This window comes from Nitrincola tapanii, from assembly GCF_008368715.1.
GTDB classification, from domain to species: Bacteria; Pseudomonadota; Gammaproteobacteria; order Pseudomonadales; family Balneatricaceae; genus Nitrincola; species Nitrincola tapanii.
The window spans coordinates 156,047-176,308 of record NZ_SMRS01000002.1 but is presented as its reverse complement, the minus strand read 5'-3'; the positions used below and the strand labels follow the sequence as shown (position 1 = coordinate 176,308).

The window sequence follows — 20,262 nt, the reverse complement described above, 5'->3', positions numbered from 1 at the left end:
GTCGTAGAGGGTAAAGTTGTGAAAAACCAAGCATCCGTTTTGCAATTTTCTGAGCCATCAGAAGGTGAGCGCATTCATAATCCGTCAGAGATCGAATCGATGCTCAAGACAGTTTCTGAGCGCGTTTCTGCTGTAACGCTTTTACCCAAAGACACAGAGCACGCTTTGACGGCTTATATTAAGTATGTCAGTCAAGAAGATGGTTGGATTCGATTTGATCCACCCATGCCAGAAAATAGACGCCACTTGCTCGCCAATCAGAAAGTCACGCTGATGACACGTCACAATGGCTGCCAAGTAACCTGCCACGATATTGAACTCATTCCAGAGCAAAAAGCCAATGGCGAACTGCGTTATTGGGCAAAATTCCCTGAAGAAATCAGCTATCTGCAAAGACGTTCTACTTTTCGTGTCCCTGTACGCCCACTTCTTAACATCATTACACACCTCAACTCAGATAAAGAGCAACGTCATTCAGGTCGGTTAAGAGATCTCTCACAGGAAGGCTGCCGTCTTGAATTTAATGAAGATCTAACACTGGTCGATAGCTTACGTGCATCAGATCTCAGAATTACACTGTGCCTACCCAATGGTGAAAGCCATGATTTGGCTTTAAACGTACTCAGAATTGACTATCATCCTTCTACGCAGACCACTTTTTTAGGTTGTCGTTTCGGGGAATTAACGCCTCAACAACGCCAGCATATCAACCTATTGGTCAACGAGTTACAACGTGATTTCATCCAGTTTACGCGCAAAGGTTTTGTTGAAAATACCTCCGCTTTATTCATCCCTAAACGTAAACAAGTAATTTCTGAGATTCAGCGCACTGAACCGAGCCTACCCGAGACAGAGCAAAAAAGCGTCCTGTCTAAGTTGAACAAGCGCGATCAGAGTGCCCCCATTCAACCGGAACGCGCCTACGACTCTGCTATCATCGCCATTAAACAACTTGTCATTAAATTCAGAGCCGGACAACCCCTACCCATAGACCAGGCACTCGATGCTAGCCATCAACTTGTCAAAGCCTGGCAGCAGGATCGACAAGCCTTGCTAATGCAACGTTATCGTCGCAATCCTCTGAGTCCATTGTTTGATCACAGCGTCAGTGTTGCACTTCTGTTATTAGACATCGTAGCGTCACGTTATCCTGATCAAGCCCAAACACCTACACTAACCGGCATGGTTCTAGGTGGCTTCTGTCATGATCTTGCTTACAGCCTCCTTCCTGGCGGCTTACGTTATCAAACAGGCTTGAAGCAGGATGCTGAACACAAAGCGCTCAAGGCAGCACATGCCAGCTTAATGCGCAAACTCAAAGCCTCACCCGATATGACGCCTGAAGCTCTACGCATTGTGCGTGAAAGCAACGAACTTTTAGATGGATCGGGTTGGCCTGATGGATTAAACGGCGATAGCTTATCGCAAGTCGGTAAACTTTGTGCCTGCATTAACGCTTTTGATCGCTACAGCCATACCGAACATCAGGGCGATCTCATCTATGATCCAATCGCTGGGATGCAAAACCTGCTCAAACAGGCTGCACTGTATGATAAAGCCAGTCTCAAATTCCTGTGGCGCCATCTCGGTAAATATCCGCAAGGTAGTCTAGTCACATTGAGCGACAAGACTTTGGCTATGGTGATGCGCCATGATGACCAGGGACAAGCACGTGATCTTAGACGTGTCTACTGCCTGGAAAATGAATCCGTTACACCGCATCAGGATTTTAATATCCAGAACACAAACTTAGAGATTTTAGGATACGCTAACCCTAAGAAATTCAATATCGCTTTTGACGTTTTACGCGCACCTTTAAAAAGCATCTAAATAAATATATAAAATTACAACTATATATTTATGATTATCTACAAGCAGCAATCACTAAAATACGATTGCTGCTTATTCATAGATCTACTTTAATTAAATCCAGAAAGTGTGTGCTTATTTAACCACACTTAAGATACACCCTTAAATTGAGGGACTTCAAAATGACCACTCACAATAGTTATATCGATCCACTCTTCCTTGAAAGTCTCAGAGTGGATGGTCTGCATGAAGCACCTGCACTTTCTTTCTGGAAAGATTCTGGAGGTGAGTTGATAGACTTAAACTTTACAGCACAAGAGACTCCGTCTCCTCACTCAGATTCACAGACTCTGAAATCAAGCTCCACTCCAGAAGCACTCAGCCTATCCGACCTGATCTTTGATACAGGCTTAGATTCTTTGGATGATTTGTTAGAAACAAATTTTAAAAACTAAGCTCTGATACGCTTTCTTTACCGGCTTTTCCTGGCTATTTAGCTTTACGAAAAGTAAGGTTATACCGCTTACTACCGAAGATAGGGTGCAGACCTTTACGTAAGCTTTGTACTCCATGGTACTTCAACCTATCCACGCCTCCCCAAATCAATACATCTGAATCTTCCAAAAGTATTTTTTGGTAAGCCTGCGAACGTGTTAAACCACCCAGCATGAAAATAATGGGTAATCCTAAAGAAACAGACACAATCGGATGCTCAAATATCTCTTCGTCTTTATCTTGATGAAGGCCCATCTTATCCCCCACCTCATAGCAGTTAATCAAGCATGAGTCCGGTATAAAATGTTGGAAACCTACAAGCTCAGCCGCTTCTGTTGCCAAATGCTGCCAAGCCTCCGGCATCGCCGGCCAAGGCCTCTGAGTCAATGGATCTACTGCCGAATAACGATACCCCTTCTGGTCACTTATCCAACCCCAAGCACCACAATTACTCGACCCCACAGACATGCTATAACCGTTAGGGGTTTTAAACCGACGCAAGGGTGACACTTGTAGAATAGCCTGAAGCTGAACAGAAATAGAGGCTCTGTCCTTCGCCAGCCAAGACTTTAACAGCCAAGTCCCTGCACTCTTCTGCTCGATCAAGCGCGCTTCAATAGGATCAGAAAATAAGTCTTGCACATGCCCACCACTAGTCATAAAGAAAAAGGCTCCCACAGGAGCCTTTTTAATCTAAGCGCTTAGGCGATTACTTCATTGCCCAACCGGTTACTTCGGCCAAAGCCTTACCGATATCAGCCAGTGAACGCACGGTTTTCACACCCGCGTCTTCCAGGGCTGCAAACTTCTCATCAGCGGTGCCCTTGCCACCGGAGATGATCGCACCGGCGTGGCCCATACGCTTACCTGCAGGAGCCGTAACACCCGCGATGTAAGATACAACAGGCTTAGTCACGTTTGCTTTGATGTAAGCAGCCGCTTCTTCTTCAGCAGAACCGCCGATTTCACCGATCATGACAATCGCTTCAGTCTGTGGGTCTTCCTGGAACAATTTCAGGATATCGATGAAGTTAGAACCTGGGATTGGGTCACCACCGATACCAACGCAAGTAGACTGACCGAAACCAGCATCTGTCGTCTGCTTAACCGCTTCATACGTCAGAGTACCGGAACGTGAAACGATACCGACTTTACCTGGCAGGTGAATGTGGCCTGGCATGATACCGATTTTGCACTCGCCCGGTGTGATCACGCCTGGGCAGTTAGGACCGATCAAACGCACGCCCAGCTCATCACACTTCACTTTGCACTGCAGCATATCCAGAGTTGGGATGCCTTCAGTAATACAAACGATCAGCTTGATACCGCCGTTAGCCGCTTCCAGGATAGAATCCTTACAGAAGGCAGCCGGAACGTAGATAACAGATGCTTCAGCACCTGTTGCTTCTACAGCTTCTTTAACGGTGTTGAACACAGGCAGACCCAAATGCTCAGTACCGCCTTTGCCTGGAGTTACACCGCCAACCATTTTGGTGCCGTATGCAATCGCCTGCTCTGAATGGAAGGTACCCTGACCGCCAGTGAAACCCTGACAGATGACTTTAGTGTCTTTATTAATCAGAACGGACATGATTATTTACCCTCCGCGGCTTTAACAACCTGCTGCGCAGCGTCAGTCAAACTAGTCGCCGCAATGATATCGAGACCGGACTCAGCCAGACGCTGTGCGCCCAGTTCAGCGTTGTTACCTTCCAGACGTACCACGACAGGAACGTTAACACCCACTTCTTTCACCGCACCAATGATACCATCTGCAATCAGGTCACAACGTACGATACCGCCGAAGATGTTGACCAATACTGCGCTGACAGTGCTGTCAGACAGAATGATTTTGAAGGCTTCTGTTACGCGCTCTTTAGTCGCACCGCCGCCAACGTCCAAGAAGTTAGCTGGCTGACCACCGTGCAGTTTAACGATGTCCATGGTACCCATCGCCAGACCCGCACCGTTCACCATGCAGCCGATGTTGCCTTCCAGCGCCACGTAGTTCAGTTCCCACTGAGCTGCGTGAGCTTCACGCTCATCATCCTGCGAAGGATCGTGCATCGCCTGCAGATCTTTGTGACGGTAAACAGCGTTGCTGTCGATCACAACTTTAGCATCCAGGCAGTGCAGATTGCCGGCATCGGTGATGACCAGCGGGTTGATTTCCAACAGCGCCAGATCTTTTTCTTCAAACATTTTCGCCAGACCCATGAAGATATGGACGAACTGTTTGATTTGATCACCCTGCAGGCCTAACTGGAAGGCCAGCTCACGACCCTGGTAAGGCTGCGCACCGGTCAAAGGATCGATGGTTGCTTTCAGGATTTTCTCAGGTGTTTCGTGAGCTACCTTCTCGATTTCAACACCCCCTTCTGTAGAGGCCATGAAAACGATACGGCGTGAAGAACGGTCAACAACCGCACCCAGATACAGCTCGTTAGCGATATCCGTGCAGGTTTCAACCAAAATTTTAGAAACAGGCTGACCATTCGCATCTGTCTGATAAGTTACCAGACGCTGGCCCAACCACTTTTCAGCAAACGCTTTCGCTTCAGCTGGAGAATCTACCAGCTTAACGCCACCCGCTTTACCACGACCACCAGCGTGAACCTGGGCTTTAACAACCCACTTATCACCACCGATTTTTTCTGCTGCAGCTGCAGCTTCATCTGGAGTATCTACCGCGAAACCCTTGGAAACCGGCAGACCATATTGAGCAAACAGTTGTTTGCCTTGGTACTCGTGAAGGTTCATGTTCTAATCCGTTGAATTATCGATTATACATGCGCAGAACGGCTGAGTTGCCGATGCTGCACTCTTTTTAACTGCAGTAAACGAAGGATCGGGCTTGTGGCCCGATCATTCATAGCAACCCTTCAGGTTAGCGTTTTTTGCGATTCGCAATGTGGATGGCGTGATTATCCACTGCGAGTGCGGCCTCGTGTACCGCTTCGCTCACGGTTGGGTGAGCGAATACTGTCATCTGCAAGTCCTCAGCAGTTGCGCAGAATTCCATTGCAATAACAGCCTGAGCGATCAGCTCGGAGGCAATGCCACCGACCATATGAACACCCAGAATTCGATCTGTCTTTTCATCAGCGATGATTTTGACAAATCCTTCGGTCGCATTCGCCGCCATAGCACGGCCAGAAGCCGCAAACGGGAATTTACCAACTTTGATCGCCACACCTTCGTTTTTCAGTTCCTGCTCGGTTTTACCGACCCAAGCCAGTTCTGGGAAAGTGTAAATAATATTGGGAACACAGTCGTAGTTCAGCTGAGCTTTGTGGCCGACGATGATATCGACAACCATGATGCCCTCTTCTGAAGCCTTGTGTGCCAGCATCGGCCCGCGAACGATGTCACCAATCGCATAAACGCCCGGTGCATCGGTACGGCACTGCTCATCAACGAAGATGAAACCACGCTCATCCAGCTTAACACCGGAATCCTGAGCAATCAGATCCTGAGTTAATGGACGACGACCTACAGCAACAATCAGCTTATCGACAACCAGTGACTGCTCACCGTTAGCATCCGTGTACTTAACGGTGACTTCGTTACCGTTGATTTCAGTACCGGTGCAACGTGCGCCCAGTTTGATATCCAAGCCCTGTTTAGTCAGCAGCTTGTAAGCTTCTTTCGACACATCGACGTCCGTCACAGACAAGAAAGAGTCCATGGCTTCCAGAACAGTGACCTGAGATCCGCAACGCGCCCAAATAGAGCCCATTTCCAAACCGATCACACCGGCACCGATGATACCCAAGCGCGCAGGCACTTCATCGATATCCAGAGCACCGGCATTGTCCAAGATCAAACCCTGGGTCAGTGGAGCCGGTGGAATTTCGACCGGTACAGAGCCTGCTGCCAAAATGACATTCTCAGCCGCATGCACAGACACCGCGCCATCATTTGCCGTCACTTCAACCTGCTTGTTTGCCAGCAGTTTGCCTTTACCCTGCAACAGGGTGACGCCATTCGCCTTGAATAAACCCGCGATACCACCGGTCAAGTTCTTAACGATCTGATCTTTACGTGCCACCATTTGCTTGGTGTCGATACGCACGTTTTCAGCAACGATACCCTGAGCCGCAAAGCCATGCTGAGCTTCATGCATCTTGTGCGTGGTTTCCAACAAAGCTTTTGAAGGAATACAGCCCACGTTCAGACAGGTACCACCGAGAACAGGAGCACCCTTGTCATCGACCCATTTTTCAACACAGGCGGTTTTCAGACCCATCTGTGCAGCACGAATCGCCGCAACATATCCACCTGGGCCCGCACCAATGACGATTACATCAAATTTCTCAGACATTCATTTATCCTGTTTTAATTAATGGACAGTGGACCGGCTTAGACATCCAACAGCAGACGTGCAGGATCTTCCAGCAGATCTTTGATTGCCACCAGGAACTGCACAGCTTCTTTACCATCAATCATACGGTGATCGTAAGACAGCGCCAAATACATCATCGGCAGGATCACAACCTGGCCGTTTACCGCCATAGGACGCTCCTGGATTTTGTGCATACCCAGAATAGCCGTCTGTGGTGGGTTCAGAATCGGAGTGGACATCAGGGAACCGAACACACCACCGTTAGTGATCGTGAAGGTACCGCCCTGCATATCTTCCATACCCAGCTTGCCATCACGGCCACGCTTACCAAAGTCAGCAATCGTAGCTTCCACATCTGCCAAACTCATGCTGTCGGTATCACGTAAAACGGGTACCATCAAACCACGATCAGTCGATACGGCAACACCGATATCCTGGTAACCATGATAAACCATATCGTTACCATCGATAGACGCATTCACTGCTGGGAAACGCTTCAGCGCTTCGGTAGCGGCTTTCACGAAGAAAGACATAAAGCCCAGACGCGTACCATTGTGCGTTTTCTCAAACAGATCTTTGTACTTAGAACGCAGATCCATAACTGGCTTCATGTTAACTTCGTTATAAGTCGTTAACATTGCAGCATTCTGCTGTGCTTCTACCAAACGCTTAGCGATGGTTGCACGCAGACGCGTCATAGGTACACGCTTCTCGATGCGCTGACCCGCTGGGATGTTCAGCGGTGCCGCCACAGCCGCTGGTTTAGCAGCAGCCGCTGGAGCCGCCGCAGGTGCCGCGCCACGGTTGTTGATGAAGTTCTGTACGTCTTCTTTAGTGATTCCACCGTTTTTGCCGGTTCCAGGAATCTGAGAAGCATCCAGATTGTGCTCATCGATCAGCTTGCGTGCCGCAGGACCGATCTTCTCCGCATCCGTGGCGACATCCGCGCTCGCAGCAGGTGCTGCGGCCTGTGCAGGCGCCGCAGACGCTGCAGCGCCTGCTTCAAATACCGCCAAAACTTCTTCGCTCAGAACGGTATCACCTTCGCCCTTCAGGATCTCTTTGATGACACCATCAGCCGGCGCAACCACTTCCAAAACCACTTTGTCGGTTTCGATATCGACAATCAGCTCATCGGCGGCACAAGCTTCACCTGGCTGTTTGTGCCAGGTTGCAACGGTACCGTCCGCTACAGACTCAGGAAACGTGGGTGCTTTGATTTCGATGCTCATGTTCTTTCCTTTTTATATGCTGCTCTAGCGTTCGCTTGCGAACTGTTTATTAACCGTTAATCGCCTCATTGACCAGCTGTTCTTGCTGCTCAACGTGCGCAGAGATGTAACCCACCGCTGGGGCAGCGGCATGCGGACGACCCACACCTTCCAGATGCAATGCAGGGTTATGACGCTGCAATACATGGCGCATGTGGTGCTGACTGCAATACCAAGCACCCTGGTTCATTGGCTCTTCCTGACACCAAACAACCGATTCCAGGTTGGTGTATTCAGCAATCGCATTGGCCAGCGCTTCCTCAGGGAAGGGGTACAGCTGCTCAATACGAACAATGGCAACATCATCTTTTTCCAGCTCTGCACGACGGTTATACAGATCGTAGTAGACCTTACCGCTACACATCACTAGGCGTTTAACTTTTTTCGGATCCAGTTTATCGGTCTCAGCAATCACCGGCAGGAACGTGCCTTCAGCCAGATCTTCGAGGGTCGAAATGGCCTGCTTATGACGCAGCAGTGATTTTGGAGACATCACCACCAATGGCTTGCGCAGCGGACGTGTGATCTGACGACGCAAGAGGTGGAAAATTTGTGATGGAGTCGTCGGTACGCAGACCTGAATATTGTGCTCAGCACAAAGCTGTAAGAAACGCTCCAGACGCGCAGAAGAATGCTCAGGACCCTGACCTTCGAAGCCATGCGGCAACAGCATAGTCAAACCACAGAGACGACCCCACTTGTGCTCACCAGACGTGATGAACTGATCGATCACCACCTGAGCACCGTTAGCAAAGTCACCAAACTGAGCTTCCCAGATCACTAAAGAGTTAGGCATCGTGGTCGCGTAACCGTATTCGAAGGCCAGAACCGCTTCTTCAGACAAATAAGAGTCATAGATAGTGAAATCTGGCTGATCATCTGCCAGGTGTTTCAGAGGTACATAGGTGCTGGCATCTTTTTGATTGTGCACCACGGCATGACGGTGTGAGAAGGTACCACGACCTACGTCCTGACCGGTGATACGCACAGGGAAACCTTCTGCCAGCATGGTGGCATAGGCCAGGGTTTCAGCGAAGCCCCAGTTAATTTCCATAGCACCTGCCGCCATACGACGACGATCTTCATAGATCTTTTCAACCTGACGCTGAATCGCAAACCCTTCTGGGAACTGGCACATTTTGTTACCCAGCTCTTGCAGCAGTTTGATATCAACACGCGTGTCGGCTTCAAACGACCAGGCATGGCCTAAGTAAGGTTTCCAATCCACAAAGAGTTCTTTGTTCGGCTCCATGACCAGAGCATTAGCCACGTGCTCACCGTTTTCCAGCGCTTTACGATAGCTTTGCTCCATCTCTTTGCTTTCTTCAGCAGAGATCACACCGGCATCAATCAGTTGCTGTGCGTAGAGTTCACGCGTGGTTTTCTGCACTTTGATCTGCTTGTACATCAAAGGCTGAGTTCCAGATGGCTCATCCGCTTCGTTATGACCACGACGACGGTAGCAAACCAGATCGATGACCACGTCTTTCTTAAATTCGTTACGGAATTCCAGAGCCAGCTGAGTGACAAAACGGACGGCTTCAGGATCATCACCGTTTACATGGAAGATCGGTGCCTGAACCATTTTCGCAACATCAGTACAGTATTCAGTTGAACGCGCGTCTTCTTTCTTAGACGTGGTAAAACCTACCTGGTTATTGATGACGATGTGGATAGTACCCCCCGTTTTGTAAGCACGGGTTTGGGACATCTGGAAGGTTTCCATAACCACGCCCTGACCCGCAAAAGCAGCGTCACCGTGGATGGAAACTGGAATAACCGACGCACCCACCTCATCATCACGACGATCCTGACGCGCACGCACAGAGCCCTCAACCACAGGAGAAACGATCTCCAAGTGAGACGGGTTAAACGCCATCGCCAGATGGACTTCACCGCCTGGAGTCATGACGTTAGAAGAGAAGCCCTGGTGGTACTTCACGTCACCGGAAGTTTCGATGACACGCTTGCCTTCGAACTCACCAAACAGATCCGCAGGGTTTTTACCGAAAATATTGACCAGAACGTTCAAACGTCCACGGTGCGCCATACCGATCACAACTTCTTTAGCGCCATCTTTACCAGCACGCTGAATCAGCTCATCTAAACAAGGGATCAGTGACTCACCCCCTTCAACACCAAAGCGCTTCGCACCGGCATAACGAGCACCCAGATATTTCTCTAAGCCTTCCGCTGCCGTCAAACGCTCGAGTATATGTTTACGTGCTTCCGGCGCCAGCACCGGATCACAACGTACAGGCTCCATACGGGACTGAATCCAACGCTTTTCCTGAGTATCAACAATGTGCATATACTCAGCACCTACAGAAGAGCAGTAGGTCTTTTTCAGATCAGCAAGAATATCGCGCAGAGGAGCTTCTTCAGGACCGAAGAACAGGGAACCTAACTGGAAGCTGGTGTCAAAATCAGCTTCAGACAGCTCATGGAAACGAGGATCCAGATCTGGCACTGGCTCGCGCTGCAGCAGATTCAAAGGATCGATATGGGCAACCTGATGACCACGAACACGGTAGGCATTGATCATGCGCAGGACGCGCACCTGCTTTTTCTCATGCTCAGAGCTGACACTGCTAATAGCAGCCGGCAGAGCACGACGCTGAGTCTTAGCCAGAACAAGGAAATGATCACGGATCGGAGAGTGTGGAATATCCTGTGTGAGGTTATCGCTTACCTTAGGCAGATGATCGAACTCTTCACGCCATTCTACCGGAACAGCGTTTGGGTCCATCAGGTAAGTTTCGTATAGTTGTTCTATGTATGAAAGATTGCCACCGTACAGATGTGCATTCTTCCACATCAGCTCCATCATGCTGTCTTGCATTATTATATCACCCTGAGTCATGGGGAAGCTGTCCGGCAAGGCTGCACCACCTCCTCGCCACCAGAGAGCGCGCCACCCCTTTGCTGATTACCGATTTCTGGTTATATCGCCCGGTCGCGATTCATTCAGCCCCGACAAGGCCCGAATATTCTACGACTTTTGAACGAATCTTAACACAGCTCTTGCAGTAGAAATTCTACAGAAAATAAGCCGCCACGTAACATAGACCTTATGGGTACATGATTTTTTGTAGCAAAACTAAATAGCATAAGGTTATATCCGACTAAGCCAAAAAATAGACCTTAGGCTTAAAAAAAACGGCGCCGAAGCGCCGTTTTTATCTCGCTAGGTAATGATCAGGTCGCACGCTGAATCAGCATGTTACGGATCTTACCAATCGCTTTAGTTGGATTCAGACCTTTTGGACAAACATTGACGCAGTTCATGATACCGTGGCAACGGAAAACGCTGAACGGATCATCCAACTCAGCCAAACGCTGTTCAGTTGCCGTATCACGCGTATCGGCCAAGAAACGGTACGCCTGCAGCAAACCAGAAGGACCGATGAACTTATCTGGATTCCACCAGAAAGATGGGCAAGCCGTTGAACAGCAAGCACACAGAATACACTCATACAGACCATCCAGCTCTGCACGGTCTTCTGGAGACTGCAGACGCTCGATTGCCGGAGCCGGTGTATCGTTCATCAGGTAAGGCTTGATCTTTTCGTACTGTTTGTAGAACTGTGACATATCTACAACCAGATCACGCACCACAGGCAGACCTGGCAGAGGACGCAGAACCAGCTTGTCCTTTTCAACCACCGCAGACAGAGGAGTGATACATGCCAGGCCATTTTTGCCGTTCATGTTCATACCATCTGATCCACACACACCTTCGCGGCATGAGCGACGGAAGGTCATGGTTGTATCTTTTTCTTTCAATAACTGAAGCAGATCCAGCACCATGATGTCTTTACCACCAGGAATGTCGATATGGACATCCTGCATGTAAGGTGCATCGTCTGTTTCAGGGTTATAGCGATATACACTTACCAGCATCGTAGCAACCCCTTAGTAACTTCTGACTTTCGGCGGGAACGGATCCATCGTTTTCGGTGCAAAATTCACCGCACGCTTACCTATACGCTTATCAGCTGGGAAATAGACCGAATGGCACAGCCAGTTTTCGTCATCACGCTCAGTGAAGTCATTACGGGCATGCGCACCGCGCGACTCTTTACGCTCAACAGCCGCAACCGCAGTCGCTTCCGCTACTTCAAGCAGGTTTTCCAACTCCAGAGCTTCGATACGTGAGGTGTTGAATGCTAAAGACTTGTCTTCCAGGTGCAGGTTTTCGACCTTCTTACGGATCTCACCCAACAGCTTCAGACCCTTCTCCATACTCACACCATCACGGAATACACCGAAGTAAAGCTGCATCGTGCTCTGCAGTTCTTTACGTACATCGGCCACTTTCTCACCGCTAGTGGAGTTGTTCAGACGGTTCAGACGTGCCATCGCCGCATCGATGTCGGCATCGGTCGCATCTTTAACTTCGTAACCGTCACGCATCTGCTGTTCGATCTGCATACCCGCCGCACGACCAAAGACCACCAGGTCAAGCAGAGAGTTGCCGCCCAAACGGTTAGCACCGTGTACCGATACACAAGCCACTTCACCGCACGCAAACAGACCCTGAACAATGTGATCATTGCCTTCAGCGTCTGGTGCAATCACCTGACCACCAATGTTGGTTGCCAAACCACCCATCATATAATGACAGGTTGGAACCACAGGGATCGGCTCTTTCACCGGATCGGTGGCCGCAAATGTTTTCGCCAGCTCACAGATACCCGGCAGACGAGAGTGCAATACCTCTTCACCCAGATGATCCAGCTTCAGCAATACATGGTCACCCTCTGGACCGCAACCGCGACCTTCGAGGATCTCCAGAATCATAGAACGCGCAACAACGTCACGACCGGCCAGGTCTTTCGCGTTTGGCGCATAACGCTCCATAAAGCGCTCGCCGTCTTTATTGATCAGGTATCCACCTTCACCGCGACAACCTTCTGTGACCAGAACCCCAGCACCGGCAATACCGGTTGGGTGGAACTGCCACATCTCCATATCCTGAGCAGGTACGCCAACGCGCAGCGCCATACCCATACCGTCACCGGTATTGATCAGAGCGTTAGTCGTTGAAGCGTAGATACGGCCCGCACCACCTGTTGCCAGAACGGTTGCTTTAGCTTTGATGTAGACGGTTTCGCCGGTTTCGATGCAGATTGCAATAGAACCCACCACCGCACCGTCTGCGTTCTTGACCAGATCCACCGCGTACCACTCATTTAAGAAGGTGGTACCCGCTTTCATGTTCGCCTGGTACAGAGTGTGCAGAAGCGCATGACCGGTACGGTCAGCCGCCGCACAAGTACGCGCAGCCTGAGTGGGATTATCGGGGCCTTTCGACTGACCACCGAATGGGCGCTGATAAATACGACCCGTTTCGGTACGTGAGAAAGGCAGCCCCATGTGATCCAGCTCAAACACCGCCTGCGGACCAACTGAGCACATATACTCAATCGCATCCTGGTCGCCGATATAATCGGAACCCTTGACGGTGTCATACATGTGCCAACGCCAATCATCATTCGGATCCGCACTGGCAATCGCACAAGTGATACCGCCTTGAGCGGATACTGTGTGTGAGCGGGTTGGGAAGACTTTAGTCACACAAGCCGTTTTTAAGCCTGACTGAGCCAACTGCAATGCGGCACGCATGCCAGCACCACCGCCACCTACTACGATCGCGTCAAACGTTAACGTACGCAATTTAGACATCGCTTACAAACCCCACAGAATCTGAATGCCCCACACAACGTAGACAAACGCGAGCAGGCCACAAACGGACTGAAACACAAAACGTATGCCGGTTGGTTTGATATAGTCAGTAGAAACCGACCACAGACCGATCCAGGCATGCGCTGCCATAGACAAGATTGCCAACAGTGTGAACAGACGCATGAAGGTATTTTCGAAGAGCGCACTCCACTGAGCATAAGTCAGATCAGAGGAGAACAGCAGATAGCCGATAATAAAGACGGTGTATGCCATCAGAACTACAGCAGTCACACGCTGCATCATCCAGTCATACAGACCGCTACGGCCAAAGTTAGTAATGCTGGTTACCATATCCATACTCCTGCCAGAAGAACCAGAACGCCCGCCACAATCAGAGTCACTTTGGCTGCAAGCTTACCGCTTTCCAGCTCTTCGCAGTGGCCCAGATCCATGATCAGGTGTTTGATACCCGCAACAAAATGATAAAGCAGTGCCGATACAAAACCCCACATAATGAGTTTTGCCAGGAAGCTGTTACTCAACAGATCAGACGCGGCATCAAAACCGGCCTGAGACTGCAAAGACAGTCCAAATACGTACACCACAAAGATCGCGCCGAAAAACAACGCTACACCCGTTACGCGGTGGATAATGGAAGTAACTGCCGGTAAGGGCAATTTAATGGTTTGAAGGTCTAGATTTACAGGTCGTTTTTTGTTCACGGCTCTATTTCACACTTTTGAGTCCCTGTGCGGAACTTGGTTGCTAGGAAGTGCTCAGAAGCAGTCGCTCGGAGAACCGAACTGGCATTGCACAGTTGTGCCATTGCACACAAGTACAATGTCAACTCAGGGCACGGAGTATAGTCACTTACCCTATTGAATACAACGCGACACAAGTCATGTACAACAATGGTATAAGGCCGATTCCGCCTGAGTTTACTTCTGGCCCGTGCACAGTCGGCTTTTAGTGTTTTGTCGACAAAACAGATCACTCACCCCATCAATTATTTTTTATGCTGCAATGCACTATTCGCCTTTATGTTGAATTGACAATCGCGTGACAAACTCTATAGTTGGCAGGTCCTTTATCAGGTCAACACTTAACAGTTGAATCAAGCGACTGGATACAAGTCGTTGTAATTAAACCGAATGATAGGAGCCAACTATGGCTGACAAGAAAGCACGTTTGACGGTCGATGGGCTGGACGACACAATTGAACTGCCTGTCTACTCTGGTACAGAGGGTCCTGATGTCATTGATGTTCGCCCTCTGACCGGCAAGGGTCTTTTCACCTATGATCCCGGCTTCGTGTCTACTGCGGCCTGTGAATCACAGATAACCTATATAGACGGCGACCAGGGCATCCTGCTGCACCGTGGTTATCCGATTGAACAGCTTGCCGAAAAATCAGACTACCTCGAAGTTTGCTATCTGCTGCTTAACGGTGAACTGCCTACTCCTGAGCAAAACAAAGCTTTCCACAACACCATCAGCAACCACACGATGGTGCATGAGCAGTTAAGCCAATTCTTCAAAGGCTTCCGTCGTGACGCACACCCCATGGCCATCATGTGCGGTGTAGTCGGTGCGCTGTCTGCGTTCTATCACGACTCTCTGGATATCAACAACGCGCATCACCGTGAAGTCTGCGCTTACCGCCTGATTGCTAAGATGCCTACTCTGGCGGCTATGTGCTACAAGTACTCGATCGGCCAGCCGTTCATGTATCCACGTAATGATCGTAGCTACGCCGATAACTTCCTGCGTATGATGTTCGCGACGCCTTGCTCCGATTACGAAGTCAGCCCTGTTCTGGCACGCGCGATGGATCGCATCTTTACTCTGCATGCCGATCATGAGCAGAACGCGTCCACTTCAACTGTGCGTCTTGCGGGCTCTTCAGGCGCTAACCCATTTGCCTGTATCGCTGCGGGCATTGCCGCCCTGTGGGGACCGGCTCACGGTGGTGCCAACGAAGCCGTTCTGACTATGCTTGAAGAGATTGGTGACGAGTCGAACATTCCTGAGTTTATCGCGCGCGCCAAGGATCCAGAAGATTCTTTCCGTCTGATGGGCTTCGGTCATCGTGTTTATCGTAACTTTGACCCACGCGCCAAAGTTATGAAGAAAACCTGTGATGAAGTTCTGGCTGAACTGGGTATCGAGAACGATCCTCTGCTGAAGATCGCGAAGCGTTTGGAACAGATCGCTTTGGAAGACGAATACTTTGTTAAGCGCCAGCTTTATCCAAACGTCGACTTCTATTCCGGTATCATCCTGAAAGCGATTGGTATTCCAACCAATATGTTTACAGTGATCTTTGCTCTGTCGCGCACCATCGGTTGGATCTCGCACTGGAATGAATTCCACTCCAGTCCGAACCGCATCGGTCGTCCACGCCAGCTTTATACCGGTTACACACAGCGCGATTATCCCGCTGATCGTTAATCACTGATTGACGGAGCAAAAAAACCCAGCCATTGCGCTGGGTTTTTTCTGTTTAAAATCCCCTGAAGCCATAAATCCTCAGGGGATGAATATAAATCAATTGCCTCGATAGCGAATTTCAAAGCATGAATGGATACGCGGATTACGTTTAAAATCGGGATCAAGTGTACTCGGGGTGATATCCCGAATCTCAAATTTTGCCAAGGCATCATAATCCATTTTAAAGCGTCGATTGTTGTTTGAGAAAATCAACAAACCGTCCTTTCGTAATAAGCGCATCGCATCTTCGATCAACTCGACATGATCTCTCTGCACATCTAACACCCCCTCCATACGTTTAGAATTCGAGAAGGTTGGCGGGTCCATAAAAATCAAATCATAACTGGCCGCAGTCTGTCGTTTTAACCATTTCAAGCAATCTTCACGGATAAACTTGTGCGCTTTCAGATCGAATTGATTCAACTGAAAATTACGCTTTGCCCAATCCAGATAGGTGGCCGACATATCTACACTCGTCGTGCTCAATGCCCCGCCACGCGCGGCATGCACACTGGCTGAAGCGGTGTAGCAGAAGAGATTCAACACCTCTTTGCCCTGCGCCAGCTGCTGAATCTTCAACCGAACCGGGCGGTGGTCAAGAAACAGGCCTGTATCCAAATAGTCTTGCAAGTTCACCTGTAAACGACAGCCATGCTCCTGCACGGTGCGGAAGTTTTCAGTGTGATCCTGGCGCTCATATTGATCCGTGCCCTGCTGGCGTTTACGCCGCTTTAAGACCACTTCATCGGTGGGAATGCCCAACACCTCAGAAACTGCCAACACCACATCCGATAACCGACTAAAGGCTTTAATCTGATCGATGTGCGCCGGAGCTTGGTACTCCTGCACAATCACCTGATCTGCATAGACATCAATCGCCACCGCATACTCAGGAATATCGGCATCATACAGGCGGTAACACTCAATTTCCGACTTTTTCAACCAGCGTGACAAGTTCTTGCGATTCTTCTGCAAACGGTTGACCAACATCTGCACCGTCTCGCTCAAAACCACAGGCGTCTTCACCTCAGAAGCGGTCTCTGCATCTTGAACACGCTCAGCAAACACATCAAACAAAAACAAGCGGCTTTCCAAAGCACCGTTATACAGGGCATAAGACTTGTGTGATTTCAGCCCCATCACCTTGCACAGGTCGGGATTGGAGGTCAGCACTCCAGCCTGCCAGCCCGCAAACTCCTGTTTTAGCAGATGCCCAAGTTGACGATAGAGAAACATTAAGTGCTGCGTATCACCCAATCGCTCCCCATAAGGGGGATTCGTAATCAACAAGCCCTTGCCACTGGCACCGGGATTTTTCAACTGTGCCAGCGGTATCTCTTGCCAATCGATCCACTGCGCAACCCCCGCACGCTGCGCATTTTCACGCGCCCGCTTGAGCACTTCAGCATCTTGATCCGATCCCCATAAACGCCAGCGGAACGCCGCTTTTCCAGCTTCCGCACGCGCTTTAGCCTCAGCAAGAATCGACTGCCATAAAGTCCGATCATGCTGAATCCAACGGCTAAAACCAAATTGCTGTCGTAACAAACCTGGCGCTATGTCCGCCGCCATCATCGCCGCTTCGATCAAGAGCGTCCCTGAACCGCACATGGGATCGACCAAGCACTCCAACTGCTCAGACTGTGCCGGCCAACCGGCACGCAAGAGCACCGCCGCCGCTAAATTTTCCTTGATCGGCGCCGCACCCGCCTTTAAACGATAACCCCGTCGATGCAAGCTCTCGCCCGACATATCCAGAGCAATCACACCCCGCCCCTTAGCCAGATGCACATTAATTCTTAACTCCGGGTTCTGACGCTCCACCGAAGGACGCTGCCCGGTTAAATCACGCAGCTGATCAACAATCGCATCCTTAACCTTTAAGGCACCAAAATGGGTATTGTTGATCGCCGCCGTTTGGCCATTAAAATCAACACTTAAGCTACCCGAGGGGCGAAGATAATCAATCCAGGCGATGCTCTGCACTGCCGCATACAACTCTTCTGCCGTATGCACAGGCGCGTCGAGTAAGGGCATGAGCACACGACTGCCGAGCCGCGACTCTAGACAGATACGATAGCCCAAACTCAAATCACCCTGGCAAGAGACACCCGCGACCGTCTGCTTCACCTGCTGTGCACCGAACGCACTGAGCTCGTCTGCCAATAGAAATTCCAACCCTTTTGGACAGGTCACAAACCAATGCTGTGCAAATTCATAACGCTGACTTTCCGCCATACTTTCCTCGCCGCGCACGCTAGAGACTTAACATGCCAATAGGTGAAAATTTTTCATACCTAGCCCCTTTTTCGCAACTCTCTTCTAAGCATTTGAAATCATTCACAATGCTGCATCTGCTGGCTAAAGGTGACTATCGTATGACTAAAAAATTATAGTTTAATTAAATCGCTTTCCGCTGAGTTTTCAGTTATCAATAGAGTGTGAGGGTTAGATGTTTTTCCTCACGGCCACTCGCAGAGCACTCTAGAGGCCTGCGCTATGATAAATAGAAGTATGAGAGGCGTTATCATGAGAAAACAGAAACGAGACCGCAGCACAACTCTTTTTAATCGCGGATTTAATGCCGGCCTAACGGGCAAGTCGCGCGAAGAGTGTCCAGTCCAGACGACGGATCTGCGAAGTTGCTGGATGAGCGGTTGGCGTGAAGGACGCGAAGCACACTGGAATGGTATGTCCGGCGTTTCTGCGATTCAGGTAAACCCAGCCCTAGGCTGATTCTCTAATCTCTAATTGGATGCTGTCCGTGGCCGCTCTCAGCAGTTGCCACGGACTCAAGAATCACCCCTCAAACCCGTTCGCTCTTAACCACCTAACGCCTTAGCGAAACTTATCCAGCTTAGAGATGGCTTGCACGGCATCTTGCACCAGCTTCGGGCCTGAATAGATAAAACCGGTATAGATCTGAACTAGACTCGCGCCTGCTTCGATCTTTTCCGCCGCATCAAAGCCTTCGGTAATTCCCCCCACACCTATAATCGGCAAAGCACCTTTCAGATGTTTAGACAGCTGTAGAATCGCTCCAGTCGACTTATTGCGCACCGGTGCGCCACTCAAGCCTCCTGCTTCAGCAGCCAGAGGTGAGTCCTCTACCCCTTCACGCGATAGCGTGGTGTTGGTCGCAATCACCGCATCCATTTCATAGGTTTTTAAGGAACCCGCGACCAGCTCAAACTCTTCTTCACTCATATCTGGTGCAATCTTGACAGCAATCGGCACATAACGACCGTGCAGATGCGTCAATTGGGCCTGCTCCGACTTCATCGCATCCAGAAGGCTATTCAAAGAGTCCCCAAACTGCAGAGTCCGCAAGCCGGGTGTATTCGGAGAAGAGATATTCACCGTGACATAACTGGCACGGGTATACACCTTACGCAAGCAATACAGATAATCCTCGTTCGCCTGAGCGTTAGAGGTGTCTTTATTCTTACCGATGTTGATCCCTAGAATGCCCTTATAGCGGCTGTTATCCAGATTCTTCAACAGCTGATCCACACCCGCATTATTAAAACCCATGCGGTTGATGATGGCCGAGTGCTCGGGAATGCGGAACAAGCGAGGCTTTGGGTTCCCCTCTTGTGGCCGAGGCGTCACGGTTCCCACCTCGATAAATCCAAAGCCCATCGCGGATAATCCATCCACGGCACTGGCATTTTTATCCAGCCCCGCCGCTAAGCCTACCGGGTTGGGAAAGCGTATGCCCATCACTTCAACAGGCAAATCTCGCTGACGCGCACCGGCTAGATGGTGCAACCCCAGATTGGCAACAAGATTCATCCCACCTAAAGCTAGGTCATGGGATTTTTCAGCATCCATTCTGAACATCATGGATCGTGCAAGCGAATATAACATGGGTGTCTCGATATTCGTGATTAACTAGTTTGCCATTATACCCGCATGCACCTATGAATTGACAGGCGCAGCCTGAGCAAGGCGATTGATGCTCACCAACTTCCCGCCCCGCTCAAAGTAGATGACAAAGCTGCCACGCACCCCGCTATGCGTGAGAAACGGCAGCAGATTTTTGACCGGCAAGCTCACAACACGACCATCTCGCGCTCGGCAGTTCACCTGCGAGGCGATGCCCTTGTAGTATTTCAGAAACTCTTCTCGGGGGATGAACAAATCAATAATCAGATGCTGCAT

At 49.9% G+C, this 20,262-nt stretch carries 17 protein-coding genes; 4 read left to right on the top strand and 13 right to left on the bottom strand.

Annotated elements, in window-relative coordinates:
* Positions 1–18 precede the first annotated feature (18 nt).
* On the top strand, positions 19–1,830 hold the full coding sequence (locus E1H14_RS03565) for a flagellar brake protein (RefSeq protein WP_149390082.1): 1,812 nt from the start codon (positions 19–21) through the stop codon (positions 1,828–1,830).
* A gap of 161 nt (positions 1,831–1,991) precedes the next feature.
* Positions 1,992–2,264: a hypothetical protein gene (locus tag E1H14_RS03560; protein WP_149390081.1), complete on the top strand. Its 273-nt coding sequence runs from the start codon at positions 1,992–1,994 to the stop codon at positions 2,262–2,264.
* 34 nt (positions 2,265–2,298) lie between these two features.
* On the opposite strand, the gene alkB is transcribed toward E1H14_RS03560, so the two are convergent.
* The 10 genes from alkB to sdhC form a co-directional block, all read right to left on the bottom strand.
* Positions 2,299–2,964: a DNA oxidative demethylase AlkB gene (gene alkB, locus E1H14_RS03555; RefSeq protein WP_149390080.1), complete on the bottom strand. Its 666-nt coding sequence runs from the start codon at positions 2,962–2,964 to the stop codon at positions 2,299–2,301.
* Between the two features lie 49 nt (positions 2,965–3,013).
* Positions 3,014–3,895, bottom strand: a complete 882-nt coding sequence (gene sucD, locus E1H14_RS03550; RefSeq protein ID WP_149390079.1) for a succinate--CoA ligase subunit alpha — start codon at positions 3,893–3,895, stop codon at positions 3,014–3,016.
* A 2-nt stretch (positions 3,896–3,897) separates the two neighbouring features.
* Positions 3,898–5,064, bottom strand: a complete 1,167-nt coding sequence (gene sucC / locus E1H14_RS03545) for an ADP-forming succinate--CoA ligase subunit beta (RefSeq protein WP_149390078.1) — start codon at positions 5,062–5,064, stop codon at positions 3,898–3,900.
* A gap of 127 nt (positions 5,065–5,191) precedes the next feature.
* A complete protein-coding gene (lpdA, locus tag E1H14_RS03540; RefSeq protein ID WP_149390077.1) occupies positions 5,192–6,628 on the bottom strand; it encodes a dihydrolipoyl dehydrogenase in 1,437 nt (478 codons plus the stop codon).
* 38 nt (positions 6,629–6,666) lie between these two features.
* The gene (odhB, locus tag E1H14_RS03535; RefSeq protein ID WP_149390076.1) at positions 6,667–7,881 is read right to left on the bottom strand and encodes a 2-oxoglutarate dehydrogenase complex dihydrolipoyllysine-residue succinyltransferase; all 1,215 of its coding nucleotides are present in this window, start codon (positions 7,879–7,881) and stop codon (positions 6,667–6,669) included.
* Between the two features lie 49 nt (positions 7,882–7,930).
* Positions 7,931–10,762 carry a 2-oxoglutarate dehydrogenase E1 component gene (locus E1H14_RS03530; protein WP_149390075.1) on the bottom strand — a complete coding sequence of 944 codons (2,832 nt, stop codon included), beginning with the start codon at positions 10,760–10,762 and terminating at the stop codon, positions 7,931–7,933.
* 356 nt (positions 10,763–11,118) lie between these two features.
* Positions 11,119–11,823: a succinate dehydrogenase iron-sulfur subunit gene (locus tag E1H14_RS03525; RefSeq protein ID WP_149390074.1), complete on the bottom strand. Its 705-nt coding sequence runs from the start codon at positions 11,821–11,823 to the stop codon at positions 11,119–11,121.
* Positions 11,824–11,835: 12 nt separating this feature from the next.
* On the bottom strand, positions 11,836–13,608 hold the full coding sequence (gene sdhA / locus E1H14_RS03520) for a succinate dehydrogenase flavoprotein subunit (RefSeq protein WP_149390073.1): 1,773 nt from the start codon (positions 13,606–13,608) through the stop codon (positions 11,836–11,838).
* Positions 13,609–13,611: 3 nt separating this feature from the next.
* Complete coding sequence (gene sdhD, locus E1H14_RS03515) at positions 13,612–13,959, bottom strand: succinate dehydrogenase, hydrophobic membrane anchor protein (protein WP_149390072.1); 348 nt, start codon at positions 13,957–13,959, stop codon at positions 13,612–13,614.
* On the bottom strand, positions 13,953–14,330 hold the full coding sequence (gene sdhC / locus E1H14_RS03510; RefSeq protein WP_149390071.1) for a succinate dehydrogenase, cytochrome b556 subunit: 378 nt from the start codon (positions 14,328–14,330) through the stop codon (positions 13,953–13,955). The genes sdhD and sdhC overlap by 7 nt, the downstream gene beginning before the upstream one ends.
* Positions 14,331–14,775: 445 nt before the next feature.
* On the opposite strand from sdhC, the gene gltA reads away from it, so the two are divergent.
* A complete protein-coding gene (gene gltA / locus E1H14_RS03505) occupies positions 14,776–16,059 on the top strand; it encodes a citrate synthase (protein WP_149390070.1) in 1,284 nt (427 codons plus the stop codon).
* A gap of 96 nt (positions 16,060–16,155) precedes the next feature.
* Here gltA and rlmKL read toward each other — a convergent pair whose 3' ends face one another.
* On the bottom strand, positions 16,156–18,336 hold the full coding sequence (rlmKL, locus tag E1H14_RS03500) for a bifunctional 23S rRNA (guanine(2069)-N(7))-methyltransferase RlmK/23S rRNA (guanine(2445)-N(2))-methyltransferase RlmL (protein ID WP_149390069.1): 2,181 nt from the start codon (positions 18,334–18,336) through the stop codon (positions 16,156–16,158).
* Between the two features lie 291 nt (positions 18,337–18,627).
* On the opposite strand from rlmKL, the gene rmf reads away from it, so the two are divergent.
* Positions 18,628–18,834: a ribosome modulation factor gene (gene rmf / locus E1H14_RS03495; protein ID WP_149390068.1), complete on the top strand. Its 207-nt coding sequence runs from the start codon at positions 18,628–18,630 to the stop codon at positions 18,832–18,834.
* A gap of 102 nt (positions 18,835–18,936) precedes the next feature.
* On the opposite strand, the gene E1H14_RS03490 is transcribed toward rmf, so the two are convergent.
* Together E1H14_RS03490 and E1H14_RS03485 are read right to left on the bottom strand one after the other, a co-directional pair.
* Positions 18,937–19,968, bottom strand: coding sequence for a quinone-dependent dihydroorotate dehydrogenase (locus E1H14_RS03490; RefSeq protein WP_149390067.1), 1,032 nt, complete (start codon positions 19,966–19,968; stop codon positions 18,937–18,939).
* Positions 19,969–20,019: 51 nt separating this feature from the next.
* A complete protein-coding gene (locus E1H14_RS03485; protein ID WP_149390066.1) occupies positions 20,020–20,262 on the bottom strand; it encodes a DUF2835 domain-containing protein in 243 nt (80 codons plus the stop codon).

Excerpts from the sequence above, each read along its gene's own strand:
- E1H14_RS03560 (WP_149390081.1), top strand. The coding sequence starts at position 1,992 with ATGACCACTCACAATAGTTATATCGATCCACTCTTCCTTGAAAGTCTC.
- alkB (WP_149390080.1), bottom strand. The coding sequence starts at position 2,964 with ATGACTAGTGGTGGGCATGTGCAAGACTTATTTTCTGATCCTATTGAA.
- sucD (WP_149390079.1), bottom strand. The coding sequence starts at position 3,895 with ATGTCCGTTCTGATTAATAAAGACACTAAAGTCATCTGTCAGGGTTTC.
- sucC (WP_149390078.1), bottom strand. The coding sequence starts at position 5,064 with ATGAACCTTCACGAGTACCAAGGCAAACAACTGTTTGCTCAATATGGT.
- lpdA (WP_149390077.1), bottom strand. The coding sequence starts at position 6,628 with ATGTCTGAGAAATTTGATGTAATCGTCATTGGTGCGGGCCCAGGTGGA.
- odhB (WP_149390076.1), bottom strand. The coding sequence starts at position 7,881 with ATGAGCATCGAAATCAAAGCACCCACGTTTCCTGAGTCTGTAGCGGAC.
- E1H14_RS03530 (WP_149390075.1), bottom strand. The coding sequence starts at position 10,762 with ATGCAAGACAGCATGATGGAGCTGATGTGGAAGAATGCACATCTGTAC.
- E1H14_RS03525 (WP_149390074.1), bottom strand. The coding sequence starts at position 11,823 with ATGCTGGTAAGTGTATATCGCTATAACCCTGAAACAGACGATGCACCT.
- sdhA (WP_149390073.1), bottom strand. The coding sequence starts at position 13,608 with ATGTCTAAATTGCGTACGTTAACGTTTGACGCGATCGTAGTAGGTGGC.
- sdhD (WP_149390072.1), bottom strand. The coding sequence starts at position 13,959 with ATGGTAACCAGCATTACTAACTTTGGCCGTAGCGGTCTGTATGACTGG.
- gltA (WP_149390070.1), top strand. The coding sequence starts at position 14,776 with ATGGCTGACAAGAAAGCACGTTTGACGGTCGATGGGCTGGACGACACA.
- rlmKL (WP_149390069.1), bottom strand. The coding sequence starts at position 18,336 with ATGGCGGAAAGTCAGCGTTATGAATTTGCACAGCATTGGTTTGTGACC.
- rmf (WP_149390068.1), top strand. The coding sequence starts at position 18,628 with ATGAGAAAACAGAAACGAGACCGCAGCACAACTCTTTTTAATCGCGGA.
- E1H14_RS03490 (WP_149390067.1), bottom strand. The coding sequence starts at position 19,968 with ATGTTATATTCGCTTGCACGATCCATGATGTTCAGAATGGATGCTGAA.
- E1H14_RS03485 (WP_149390066.1), bottom strand. The coding sequence starts at position 20,262 with ATGCAGCATCTGATTATTGATTTGTTCATCCCCCGAGAAGAGTTTCTG.